A 12,722-nucleotide genomic window follows, 5' to 3' on the forward strand; every position below is an offset into this window, starting at 1 on the left:
CCGGACTTGTGCGCGGGGCCGCTTGCTTTCCTGAGCCCATGCCCCATCAGATCACCATCCAGCCCGCCGGCCGCGTCTACACCGCCGAGGGCGACGACACCCTGCTCGCCGCCGCCATCCGCAACGGCGTCGGCCTGCCCTACGGCTGCAAGGACGGCGCCTGCGGCTCCTGCAAGAGCAAGCTGCTGGAAGGCGCCGTCATCCACGGCAACCACCAGTCCAAGGCGCTGTCGGCCGAGGAAGAAGCCGCCGGCTTCGTGCTGACCTGCTGCGCCCGCCCGCAAACCGACTGCACGCTCGAAGCCCGCACGGTGCCCGGCGCCGGCGAGTTCCCGGTGCTGAAGCTGCCCACGCGCGTGGCCGCGATGACGCGCCCCGCGCCCGATGTCGCCGTGCTGACCATGCAGCTGGCCGCCAACCAGAACTTCCAGTTCCGCGCCGGCCAGTACGTCGAGTTCATCCTGCGCGACGGCGCGCGCCGCAGCTATTCGATGGCCAATGCACCGCACTCGCTGCCGGGCCAGATCGAGCTGCACATCCGCCACATGCCCGGCGGCAAGTTCACCGACCACGTGTTCGGCGCGCTCAAGGAAAAGGACATCCTGCGCATGGAAGGCCCCTTCGGCAGCTTCTTCCTGCGCGAGGACAGCGCCAAGCCCATCGTGCTGCTGGCCAGCGGCACGGGCTTCGCGCCCATCAAGGCCATCATCGAGCGCGCCCGTCACATCGGCTCTACCCGCCCCATGGTGCTGTACTGGGGCGCCCGCAAGCAGGCCGACCTGTACCTGAGCGACTGGGTGGCCCAGCAGGCCGCCGAGTGGCCCGTGCTGAACTACGTGCCGGTGCTGTCGGAGCCCGACGCGGGCTGGGCGGGCCGGACCGGCTTCGTCCACCAGGCCGTCATGCAGGACCTGCCGGACTTGTCCGGCCACCAGGTCTACGCCTGCGGCGCGCCCATCATGGTGGACTCGGCGCACAAGGATTTCGTCGCGCAATGCCAGCTGCCGGACGGCGAGTTCTACGCCGACGCTTTCACCTCTGAAGCAGATAAACACTAGATGTTCGAACCGCCGTGGACCGACCCCGCCGACCTCGTCGGCGCGCTGAGACGTGAGGGCGAGGTCGTGCTCGCGCCGCAGGCGCTGGGCGCGCTGGGCGTGTCCGCCGGCGAGCTGAACGCCCTCAAGCCCTGCTGGGACGACCTGCCTCCCGACGGCTACCTGAAGGACGGCGGCCGCTACCGCTTCCGCCGCCACGGCTGCTTCGTCGCCGACGGCGACACGCTGACGCTGCAGCCCCACCGCGCCCACTGGCAGCCGCTGGACTACAACGCGCTGCACGGCGGCATCCAGCGCTGGTACGTGCCGCTGGCGCAGGAGATGGTGGCCTCGCCCGCGTGGAACGCGCTGCTGCTGGGCCTGGCCCGCGTGGCCTCGGCGATGAAGGGCGAGCAGCCCTGGTTCATCGAGGCCCACCCCTTCCGCATCGACACCAGCGACGGCATCGGCCGCCCCACGCCCGAGGGCGCGCACCGCGACGGCGTGGACCTGGTGGCCGTGCTGCTGGTGAGCCGGCATGAGATCAAGGGCGGCGAGTCCCGCGTGTTCGAGGCCCACGGCCCGGCCGGCCAGCGCTTCACGATGACGCAGCCGTGGACGCTGCTGCTGCTGGACGACGAGCGCGTCATCCACGAGACCACGCCCATCCAGCCGCTGACACCCGGCGAGCGCGGCTGGCGCGACACCCTGGTGCTGACGCTGCGCCGCGGCGGTTTCCAGGGCCCCTGAGCGGGCCGCGCGGGCGCCTCAACGCTCGCCTTCTTGACCGGAACACGCAGCGGCTCGCGCCTAGCATCCCCGGCACCGGCAGGCGCAAGGCCCGCCGGCACCGGGAGGCCTTGTGGAACTTCGACGACTCACCCGCACGCTGCGGACCGGGCTGCTGCTGGCCTGCGCGCTGGCCCTGCTGCCGGCGGGCGCCGAGCCCGCGCCCACCACGCAGACTTTGATGCTGTCCGGCACCGGCCCGGACGACGCCGTCGAGTGGGACTTCCGCATCGACCGCGGCATGCGGGCCGGCGAGGCGGCGCGCATCAAGGTGCCCTCCAACTGGCAGCAGCAAGGCTTTGGCCATTACCAGTACGGCTACGACAGGGCCCCGCGCGCCGCAGACACCGGCACCTACCGCCGCCGCTTCACGGTGCCGGCCGACTGGCAGGGCCGCACGGTGCGCGTCGTGTTCGACGCGGTGATGACCGACACGCTCGTGAAGCTCAACGGCCACGTCGTCAGCCCTGTGCACCAGGGCGGCTTCAACCGCTTCAGCCACGACGTGACGCGCTGGCTCAAGCCCGGCGAGGAGAACGACCTCGAGGTGCAGGTCAGCGAGGCCTCGGCCGATGCGGCCACCGACATCGCCGAGCGCCACGGCGACTACTGGGTGTTCGGCGGCATCTACCGGCCCGTGTGGCTGGAGGCGTCGCCGCCGCAGTCCATCGCGCACGTGGCCATCCACGCGCAGGCCAGCGGCGAGCTCACGGCCGACGTGACGCTGCGCGCACCGCGCACGGTGACACGCGTTGTCGCCCAAGTCACGGCCCGCGACGGCACGCCGGTGGGCGCGCCCTTCGGCGTGGCACTGCCGGCCGGTGGCGCGGGCCGCGTGCGGGTCAGCGGGCGCATCGTGCAGCCGCTGCTGTGGACGGCCGAGACGCCGCACCTCTACCAGCTGCAGCTGACGCTGATGGAGGGCGAGCGGGCCGTGCACCAGGTCACCGAGCGCTTCGGTTTCCGGACCTTCGAGGTGCGCGCCGGCCAGGGCCTGTTCCTGAACGGCCAGCGGCTGATGCTCAAGGGCATCAACCGCCACAGCTTCCGCCCCGAGACCGGCCGCGCCGTGTCGCGCGCACAGGCCTATGAGGACGCGCGCCTCATCAAGTCCATGAACATGAACGCGATGCGCGTGGCCCACTACGCGCCGGAGAAGGCCTTCCTGGAGGCGGCGGACGAGCTGGGCCTCTACGTCATCAACGAGCTCAGCGGCTGGCAGCAGGCGCACGGCACCGAGGTGGGCCGCAAGCTGGTGCGCGCGCTGGTGGAGCGCGACGTCAACCACCCCAGTGTCCTGCTCTGGAGCAACGGCAACGAAGGCGGCTGGAACCGCGAGCTGGACGGCGACTTCGCCCTCCACGACCCGCAGGCGCGGCCCGTCATCCACCCGTGGGAAGTGTTCGGCGGCATCGACACCAAGCACTACCCCCGCTACCCCGACCTGCAGCGCCGATTGGCCGGTGACACGCTGGTGCTGCCCACCGAGTTCCTGCACGGCCTGTTCGACGGCGGCCTGGGCGCGGGGCTGGACGACTACTGGCGCGCGATGAAGGCCTCGCCGCGCGGCGCCGGCGGCTTCCTGTGGAACCTGGCCGACGAAGGCATTGCGCGCACCGACCAGGGCGGGCGGCTGGACCTGTTCGGCAGCTATGCGCCCGACGGCATCGTCGGCCCGCGGGGCGAGAAGGAACCCAGCTACTTCACCGTGAAGGAGATCTGGTCGCCGGTGCAGATCGACGCGCCGGTGCTGGACGCGCAGTTCAATGGCGTGCTCAAAGTCCACAACGCGTTCGACTTCACACCGCTGAGCGCCGTGCGCCTGCGCTGGGAATGGATCCGCTTTGCCGACGCCAGCGACAACGCGCAGCAGGCCGCGGTGCTGGCCCAGGGGGAACTGGCCGGCCCCGCCGTGGCACCGCAGGCCACGGGCGAGCTGAAGCTGCCGCTGCCAGCGGCCTGGCAGCACGCCGACGCGCTGCGGCTGACGGCAACGCGCGGCGACGAGGCGCTGTGGACGTGGGTCTGGGCCAGGCCCGGCCAGCCCGTCGTGCGGCTGGACGCACCACACGCCGGCACGCCCACGTCGACGCGCGACGGCGACGACATCCGCCTGCAGGCCGGCGCGTTCTCCGCCCGCTTCGACGCCCGCACCGGGCTGCTGCGTGAGCTGGCCCGCGACGGCCAGGTGCAGCCGCTGGCCAACGGGCCGCGCTTGGTCGTCGCCCGGCCCAAGTCGGCGACCGAGCCCCGCTGGCAGCAGCCGGCCAGCCGCGGCGACGGCGTCTACGAGTTCCCCACCGCGACGATGGCCAACATTGCCAGCATCGATCTGGGCATCACCGAGACCGACGGCTGGGCCGGCTTCCGGCTGGAGCTGTCGCCCGACGGGCAGCGCTGGCAGACCGTCTACGACGGCGCCCGCGTGGCGCGCGATGGGGAGACCTATATCTTCCCGCCGCAGCCCGTGAAGGCGCTGCGCGTGACGCGGCTGAGCGGCGTGCGGCGCACGCCCACGGTGATGGCCGTGAAGCTCGCGTTCGAGGCCGAGCGCTTCGCGGTGCCGGCGCTGCCGATCGCCGTGACGACGGGCAGCGACGCCCACCGCGCGTGGCTGGACGCCCCCGGCGCCGGCGGCCTGGAGCGCCTGCGCTGGACGCTGCGCAACGACGGCGTGCTGGTGCTGGACTACGGCTACCCGCTGCAGGGCCCGGTGCTGTACCACGGCATCACGTTTGACCGCCCGCAGGCCGACGCCAGCCCGGTGCGCGCGCTGGCCCGCGGGCCGCAGCCGGTGTGGCAGAACCGCCTGCGCGGCCCGGTGCTGGGCGTGCGCGACTTGATGCCCGGCGGCTACTTCGCCGACCCGCGCTGGCTACGGCTGCCGTCGGCGGCGGGCAACATGCTGATCGTCAACGAGGGCGCGCCCTTTCTGCAGCTGGGCGCGCGGCTGGCGGACTTTCCGACCACCAGCGTCGAGTTCCCGGCCGGCGACCTCGGCTTCCTGCACGCCATTCCCGCGATGGGTGCCAAGGGTCAGGCGGCCGACCTCACCGGCCCGGCCGGCCAGCCCGCGCTCGCGTCGGGCCGCTACGAGGGCCGACTGCTGCTGAAGTTCTGAGGGTTCATAGAATGGCCGCGGCCCCGCCAAAAGCGTGGCTGTTCTTCTTTCACTGCCGCGCCAAAAGCGCCCGACCGTCATGACCCCCTCCTCCCTCTTCGGCCTGCCCGACCAGGCTACCCACGAGCGCGTGCTGCTCGCCACCGACCCGGCCACCGGCCTCAAGGCCATCCTCGCCGTGCACAGCACCGCGCGCGGCCCAGCCTTCGGCGGCTGCCGCCTGTGGCACTACGACTCCGAAGCCGCCGCCCTCAACGACGCGCTGCGCCTGTCGCAAGGCATGAGCTTGAAGAACGCGCTGGCCGACCTGCCCTTCGGCGGTGGCAAGGCCGTCATCCTGAAGCCGCAGGGCGACTTCGACCGCCCCGCCCTCTTCGCCGCCTTCGGCCGCGCCGTGCAGTCGCTGAACGGCGCCTACATCACCGCCGAGGACGTCGGCACGACGACCGCCGACATGCGCGGCCTGCAGGCCGTGACGCCTTTCGTCAGCGGCATCCCGCGTGACGGCGCGTTCGGCGGCGACCCCAGCCCCAAGACGGCCTGGGGCGTGTTCGTGTCCATCCAGGCCGGCGTGCGCCTCGTGCTGGGCCGCAGCTCGCTGGACGGCGTGCGCGTTGCGCTGCAGGGCCTGGGCGCGGTGGGCTGGCACCTGGCCGAGTTCCTGCACCGGGCCGGCGCCAAGCTGGTGGTGGCCGATGTGGACGCAGCCAAGGTCGAGCGCGCGGTGGCGCAGTTCGGCGCCGTGGCCGTGCATGTGGGCGAGATCCTGGCGGCCGATGTCGACGTGCTGGCGCCCTGCGCCCTGGGCGCGTCGCTGAACGCGCAGACCGTGCCCGCCGTGCGCGCCAAGCTGATTGCCGGCGCGGCCAACAACCAGCTGGCCACGCCGGCCGATGGCGACGCGCTGCAGGCGCGCGGCGTCTGCTACCTGCCCGACTACCTGGTGAACGCCGGCGGCATCATCAGCGTGGCGCGCGAGTACCGCGGCGAAGGCGAAGAGACGGCCGTGATGGCCGAGGTCAGCAGGATCGCCGAGCGCGTGGAGGAGCTGCTGCAGCGCGTTCAGAAGGCCGACTCCACACCCGCCCGCGTGGCCGACGACTGGGCCCGATCCAAGCTCGTCCACCTGGCACGCTGAGCCGCCCCTTGGCCGGGCGGTTGCGCCCGGCCAACATCTAGAGAGCTCTCTCCAGTCCAGGGTTTGTCTTGCCCTGGGCGTGACACGCGCGCTGCACACAATGCCGCGGGTTACGCACGATTACGGAGACAAACCATGACAAGAAACGAGAGCGCCGCGGGCGCGCTGCGCCCGCTGCTGGCCGCCATCGCGCTGCTGCCGCTGGCCTTCGCGGCCCAGGCCGCCGGCTACCGCTTCGGCACCCAGAGCGCCGCTGCCGAGGGCACCGCCAACGCCAACGCCGCCGAGGCGGCCGATGCCAGCACGCTGTTCGCCAACCCGGCGGGCATCACGCGGCTGTCGGGCTGGAACTTCTCCGGCGTCATCGACTACCTGGACGCCAACGCCCGCTTCACCGACCAGGGCTCCACCATCGCGTTGCCCGGCTCCGGCCTGCAGCCGCGTGCCACCGCCACCGTGGGCGACACGGTGGACTTCACGAAGCCGGCCGTCGTGCCGCACCTGTACGCCACGTACCGCGCGTCGGACAACCTGGCCTACGGCGTCGCCTTTTTCGTCCCCTGGGGCACCAAGCTCGACTACCGGCCCGACTGGGGCGGCCGCTACAACCTGCAGAAGGTGGAGCTGAAGTCCTTCTCGCTGAACCCCAACGTCGCGTGGAAGCTGTCGCCCGAGCTGTCGCTCGCCGGCGGCGTGAACCTGCAGTACATGCAAGGCAAGCTGCGCCGCGCGGTGCCCTACGGCTCGGCCTATGCCAAGGGCCTGCTGGCCGCCGCGCAGCAGGCCGCCGCCGGCGGCGCGCCGGCGCTGGCGCTGCAGTTGCAGCAGCAGGCCGCGCAGGTGTTCGGCAACCCGACCTTCGACGGCTCGGTCGCCATCAAGGGCAAGGACTGGGGGCTGGGCTTCAACCTCGCGCTGTTGTGGGAGCCGGTGGCCGGCACCCGCGTCGGCGCGAGCTACCGCAGCAGCGTCAGCCACAAGCTCAAGGGCAGCGCCGACTGGACACAGCCAAGCACGCTGCCCGCCAACGTGCTCGCTGCCATCACCGGCGCGCCATACAGCGCGGCGACGCTGGACCACAACGACTCCGACGCCAGCCTGTCCATCAGCACGCCCGAGTCGCTGTCGCTGCACGGCTTCCACCAGCTGACGCCCACCATCGCCGTCATGGCCGACGTGGGCTGGACGCGCGACTCGCGCCTGAAGCAGCTGCGCATTGACTTCGCCAACACCACACCCGACTCCATCACGCCCGAGCACTGGAAGGACAGCACCAAGGTGTCCGTCGGCGCGCAGTGGAAGGCGCTGCCTCAACTGCTGCTGCGCACCGGCTACAGCAAAGACCTGTCGCCCGTGCCGTCCAGCACACGCAGCCCGGCGCTGCCCGACGCACACCGCACCTGGCTGGCGCTGGGCGCCAATTGGGCGTTCAGCGACACCGCGAGCGTCGACTTCTCCTTTGGCCACGTGAAGCTGAAGGACGCCGCGATGAATGCCACCGATGACGGCGAAGGCGAGACGCCCTGCAACTGCTCGTACGCCACCGCGCGCGGCAACTACGCCACCAAGGCCACCATCTTCGGTGTCCAGTTCAACATCAAGTTCTGAGGGAGAGACCGCCATGGATCGCCGCAGTTTTCTCCGCCGCAGCGCCGCGCAAGCAGGCGCGCTGATCACCACCTCCACCGCGCTGTCCAGCCTCGTCGGCTGCGGCGGCGGTGGCGACGCGGGCACGCCCATCCAGCCGCTGCCCGCCACCTTCCCCGGCAGCACCACGCCGCTGCCCAGCACGTCGGCCGCGACGGGCGCGTACAAGTTCCCGCAGTCGGTCGCGTCGGGCGACCCCAAGCCCGACGGCGCCGTGCTGTGGGCCCGCGTGGTGCCCACGTCGGCCGATGACGTGGCCAGCGCCACCGGCGCCGGCAGCTTCACCGTCAAGCTGACCGTCAGCGCGGCCGCCGGCAATGCCGCACTGCTGGGCACCACCACCGCACTGACCGGCACCGCCGACGCCAGCGCCGACGTGCCCGTCTACGAGTTCTACGACCACACGCTGCGCCACCGCATCGCCGGCCTGCAGCCAGGCACCGTGTACTACTACCAGTTCACGGCCGGCGACAGCCGCTCGCGCGTGGGCCGCTTCAAGACGGCGCCCGCCGCTGACAACGACAACAGCGCGCTGAGCTTCGCCTTCATCTCCTGCCAGGACTGGAGCGTCAACCACTGGGCCGGCATGGACGCGCTGGCCCAGGAGAACATCGACTTCGTCGTTCACCTGGGTGACTACATCTACGAGGCCGTCGGCGCCGACTACCAGGCCGGCGGCGTGGAGAGCGCGCACACGGCGCTGGCGCTGCCCAACGGCGCGGCCCTGCCCAGCGGCGGCGGCAAGTACGCGACGACGCTGGCGGACTACCGCTACCTCTACAAGCGCTACCGCACCGACCGCCGGCTGCAGAACCTGCACGAGCGCTTTGCCTTCGTCGCGATCTGGGACGACCACGAGTTCAGCGACGACTGCTGGGGCGACCGCAGCACCTACGACAACGGCACGTTCAACGCGACCACGCAGGTGGGCGACAACACGGTGCAGACCTCGCGCCGCCTGTCCGCCAACCAGGCCTGGTTCGAGAACATGCCGGCCGACATCAGCTTCACGCTGGACCCCGGCCAGGGCATCACCGGCATCCGCATCTACCGCGACCTGAAATTCGGCAAGCTGATGCACCTCGTCATGACCGACGAGCGCCTGTACCGCGCCGACCACCTCATCCCCGAGGCGGCGCCCAACCCGCTGACCGGCGGCCAGGTGGGCAGCATCGGCGCGCGCTACATGGTGCCGCAGGCGACGCTGTCGTCGGTCGAGACCGCCAAGCTGAGCGCCGGCGCCACGCTGCCCGACCCGCTGGCCCTCGTCAGCGTGCTGGGCGGCGCGCAGCGCCAGTGGTGGGCGCAGACCATGACCACGTCCACCGCGCTGTGGAAGGTCTGGGGCAACGAGGTGTCGCTGCTGCGCATGGGCATCGATGGCGCCAAGATCCCGGCCGCCCCGGCCGCGTTCAAGACCAAGTTCGTGCTGAACGCCGACCAGTGGGACGGCTTCAACGCCGAGCGCAAGTACCTGATGGGGCAGCTGCTGAGCAAGGGCGTGAAGAACGTCGTGGCCGTCACGGGTGACATCCACGCGTTCTACGCCGGCGTCGTCATGGCCGACTACGACGCCGCGACGCCGGTGCCCGCGATGGTGGACCTGGTCACCGCCGGCGTGTCCAGCAACTCCAACTTCAGCTACTTCTACGGCGCGGCGACGCAGCCGGCCTTCGCGCCGCTGAAGCCGCTGGTGGCGACGAGCGAGGCCGAGGCCGAGGCCATCGCCATCCAGATGCTGAGCGCGGCCATCGCGCTCGGCGCGGGCGTGACGGACCTGACCAACACCGCGGCCGTCACCGCCGCCGTGACGGCCGCCGTCACCGGCGGGCTGATCCCGGCCGCCGCGACGCGGGCCACCGCCGGGCTGTCGACGACCGTCATCAACACCTTCGACGAGACCCAGGCCGGCACCATGGGCGCCACGGTCGCCAACACCATCGCCGGCCTCGCCGGTGCCGGCAAGTCGGTCGCGGCAATGACGCTGTACGGCCTGATCCGCGGCAAGCTGGCGACCGCGTTGGGCATCCCGGCCGCGTCCGTGCCGGCAGCCGAGATCGTCAAGCGGCTGAACCCGTTCGCCGACGCGACGACGGCCGCGGCGCCGCCGGTCAACAACCCGTGGATCAAGCATGTCGACAGCGACGCGCAGGGCTACGCGGTCGTGTCGCTGAGCAAGACCGAACTGCTGTGCGACTTCAAGAAGGTCGCCCGCCAGGCCGGCGGCGTGGCCCCGGCAACGCCGGTGGCCAGCGTCAGGCGCGTGCGCGTGGCGGCCGGCGTGACGGACGTGACCGTCGTCTGAGCCTCACCGCCTCCAAGCAAAACGCCCGGCAGTGCCGGGCGTTTTTTTGCGTGGTGCGCTCACTCGCCGAGGTAGGCGGCGCGGACCTTGGGGTCGTTGAGCAACGCGCGGCCCTCGCCGTCCATCGTCACCTCGCCCGACTCCATCACATAGCCCCGGTTGGCCAGCTCCAGCGCGCGGCTGGCGTTCTGCTCGACGAGCAGGATGGTGACGCCCTGCTGGTGGATGTCGTTCACGACCTCGAAGATCTTGTCCACCATGATGGGCGACAGGCCCATGGACGGCTCGTCCAGCAGCAGCACCTTGGGGCGGGCCATCAGCGCGCGGCCCATGGCCAGCATCTGCTGCTCGCCGCCGGACATGGTGCCGGCCAGCTGCTTGGCGCGCTCCTTCAGCCGCGGGAACAGCGCGAAGACCTTGTCGATGTCCGCCTCGATCTCGCCATCCTTGCGGTTGTAGGCCCCCATCTGCAGGTTCTCGGTGATGGTCATGCGCGTGAACGTGCCGCGCCCCTCGGGCACCATCACCAGGCCCTTCTTGGCCAGGTCCCAGGCGCCCTTGCCCTTGATGGACTCGCCCAGGTACGTCACGTCGCCGGCGGCCACGGGCTGCAGGCCCGTGACGGCCTTCAGCGTCGTCGTCTTGCCGGCACCGTTGGCGCCGATCAGCGACACCAGTTCGCCCTCGCGCACCTCGAAGTTCACGCCCTTGACGGCCTGGATGCCGCCGTAGGCCACCTTCAGGCCGCTGACCTTGAGCAGGGTTTGTTTTGCTTCTGCCATTTCTCGTCCCCGCTCAATGCGCTTTGTGGCCGGCGCCGAGGTAGGCCTCGATCACCTTCTCGTTGCTCTGCACCTCGGCCGGCGTGCCTTCGGCGATCTGCTTGCCGTAGTCCAGCACCGTCACACGGTCGCACAGGCCCATGACCAGCTTCACGTCGTGCTCGATGAGCAGGATGGTGCGGCCGTCGTTGCGGATGCGGTCGATCAGCTCGCGCAGCACGACCTTCTCGGTCGCGTTCATGCCGGCGGCCGGCTCGTCCAGCGCGATGAGCTGCGGGTCGGTGGCCAGCGCGCGGGCGATCTCCAGGCGGCGCTGGTCGCCGTAGCTGAGCGTGCGGGCCTTGAACTCGGCGTACTTGGCGATACCGACGTACTCCAGCAGCTCCAGCGCGCGCGCCTTGATGGCGGCCTCCTCGGCCTTGAAGGCGGGCGTGCGCAGCACCGCGCCGAGGATGCCGGACTTGGTGCGCACATGCCGGCCCACCATGACGTTCTCCACCGCCGTCATGTCGGCGAACAGGCGGATGTTCTGGAAGGTGCGCGCGATGCCGGCCTTGGCGACCTGGTGCACCGCCTGCGGCGTGTACGGCGTGCCGCCCAGCGAGAAGCTGCCGCCGTCGGGCACGTACAGGCCGGTGATGACGTTGAAGAAGGTCGTCTTGCCGGCGCCGTTGGGCCCGATGAGACCGTAGACCTGGCCGCGCTGGATCTGGATGCCGACGTCGGACAGGGCTTGCACGCCACCGAAGCGCTTGGACGCGCCGCTGACGTTGAGGACGATGTTGTCGTGGGTGGTCATGGTGCCTGTTCCCTCACTTCGCAGCCGGCGCAGCCGACTTGCCATGCTCCGGCGCGGGCCACAGGCCGCGCGGGCGCACCAGCATGATGATGATCATGGCCAGCGCCACGAGCAGCTGGCGCAGGATGGCAGCGTCGATGCGGCCGTCCGTCATGGCCTGGATGTCGCCGGCGACGTAGCGCAGCACCTCCGGCAGTGCGGCCAGCATCAGCGCGCCGAGGATGACGCCGGGGATGTGGCCGATGCCGCCCAGCACCACCATCGCGACGATCATGACCGACTCCTGCAGGCTGAAGGACTCGGGCGACACGAAGCCCTGGAAGCTCGCGAACATCGCGCCGGCCACGCCGCCGAAGGTGGCGCCCATGCCGAAGGCCAGCAGCTTCATGTTGCGGGTGTTGATGCCCATCGCCTTGGCGGCGATCTCGTCCTCGCGGATGGCCATCCACGCGCGGCCGATGCGCGACTGCTCCAGCCGGTAGCAGATCAGCACGCTGGCCACGACCAGCGCCAGGAACAGGTAGTAGTACAGCGTCACCGACGGCAGGGTGAAGCCGCCGATCTCCAGCGGCTTGGCCAGGTCCACGCCGAAGATGTGGAACGAGTCGATCTGGCCGATGCCGCGCGGGCCGTTGGTCACGTTGACCGGGTACTCCAGGTTGTTCAGGAACACGCGGATGATCTCGCCGAAGCCCAGCGTCACGATGGCCAGGTAGTCGCCGCGCAGCTTCAGCGTGGGCGCGCCCAGCATGATGCCGAACAGCGCCGCCAGCCCCGCGCCGGCCGGGATGACCAGCCAGATCGGCGAATGCAGCCCCTCGGGGAACGCGGCCTGGAAGGCCTCGAAGTTCTGGCTCAGGTGCGGGCTGGCCATCAGCGCGAACATGTACGAGCCCACGGCGTAGAAGGCCACGTAGCCCAGGTCCAGCAGGCCGGCGTAGCCGACGACGATGTTCAGGCCCAGCGCCAGCAGCACGTACAGCAGGGCCAGGTCGATGATGCGCACCGGGCCGTTGCCCAGCTGCTGTGCGAACAGCGGCACGACCAGCAGCGCGATCGCGACGGCGATGAAGGTGAAGAGTTTCTTGGCTTGCATGGTGGTGC

Annotated in this window: 9 protein-coding genes; 6 read left to right on the forward strand and 3 right to left on the reverse strand. The window is 70.8% G+C overall.

Annotation, left to right across the window (positions count from 1 at the left end; genetic code table 11):
- Positions 1 to 38: 38 nt before the first annotated feature.
- From ACG04Q_RS07845 to ACG04Q_RS07870, 6 genes are all read left to right on the forward strand, one after another.
- Positions 39 to 1,058 (forward strand): CDP-6-deoxy-delta-3,4-glucoseen reductase, encoded by a 1,020-nt coding sequence (locus ACG04Q_RS07845; RefSeq protein ID WP_394510332.1) that lies wholly within the window; start codon positions 39 to 41, stop codon positions 1,056 to 1,058.
- Entirely contained in the window at positions 1,059 to 1,787 is a 729-nt protein-coding gene (locus ACG04Q_RS07850; RefSeq protein ID WP_394510333.1) for a 2OG-Fe dioxygenase family protein, read from the forward strand. It abuts the gene before it with no gap.
- Between the two features lie 112 nt (positions 1,788 to 1,899).
- Positions 1,900 to 4,947: a glycoside hydrolase family 2 TIM barrel-domain containing protein gene (locus ACG04Q_RS07855; protein ID WP_394510334.1), complete on the forward strand. Its 3,048-nt coding sequence runs from the start codon at positions 1,900 to 1,902 to the stop codon at positions 4,945 to 4,947.
- A gap of 79 nt (positions 4,948 to 5,026) precedes the next feature.
- Positions 5,027 to 6,085 carry a Leu/Phe/Val dehydrogenase gene (locus tag ACG04Q_RS07860; RefSeq protein ID WP_394510335.1) on the forward strand — a complete coding sequence of 353 codons (1,059 nt, stop codon included), beginning with the start codon at positions 5,027 to 5,029 and terminating at the stop codon, positions 6,083 to 6,085.
- Between the two features lie 135 nt (positions 6,086 to 6,220).
- The gene (locus ACG04Q_RS07865) at positions 6,221 to 7,693 is read left to right on the forward strand and encodes an OmpP1/FadL family transporter (RefSeq protein ID WP_394510336.1); all 1,473 of its coding nucleotides are present in this window, start codon (positions 6,221 to 6,223) and stop codon (positions 7,691 to 7,693) included.
- 13 nt (positions 7,694 to 7,706) lie between these two features.
- Positions 7,707 to 10,037 (forward strand): alkaline phosphatase D family protein, encoded by a 2,331-nt coding sequence (locus ACG04Q_RS07870; protein WP_394510337.1) that lies wholly within the window; start codon positions 7,707 to 7,709, stop codon positions 10,035 to 10,037.
- Between the two features lie 59 nt (positions 10,038 to 10,096).
- Here the strand turns inward: ACG04Q_RS07870 and ACG04Q_RS07875 are convergent, their stop codons facing one another.
- The 3 genes from ACG04Q_RS07875 to ACG04Q_RS07885 are packed head-to-tail and all read right to left on the reverse strand — an operon-like array spanning position 10,097 to position 12,714.
- Positions 10,097 to 10,819, reverse strand: coding sequence for an ABC transporter ATP-binding protein (locus ACG04Q_RS07875; protein WP_394510338.1), 723 nt, complete (start codon positions 10,817 to 10,819; stop codon positions 10,097 to 10,099).
- A 13-nt stretch (positions 10,820 to 10,832) separates the two neighbouring features.
- A complete protein-coding gene (locus tag ACG04Q_RS07880; RefSeq protein WP_394510339.1) occupies positions 10,833 to 11,618 on the reverse strand; it encodes an ABC transporter ATP-binding protein in 786 nt (261 codons plus the stop codon).
- A gap of 13 nt (positions 11,619 to 11,631) precedes the next feature.
- The gene (locus ACG04Q_RS07885; protein ID WP_394510340.1) at positions 11,632 to 12,714 is read right to left on the reverse strand and encodes a branched-chain amino acid ABC transporter permease; all 1,083 of its coding nucleotides are present in this window, start codon (positions 12,712 to 12,714) and stop codon (positions 11,632 to 11,634) included.
- Positions 12,715 to 12,722 lie beyond the last annotated feature (8 nt).

The sequence above is a fragment of the Pelomonas lactea genome, from assembly GCF_043555885.1.
Lineage (GTDB): Bacteria > Pseudomonadota > Gammaproteobacteria > Burkholderiales > Burkholderiaceae_C > Pelomonas > Pelomonas lactea.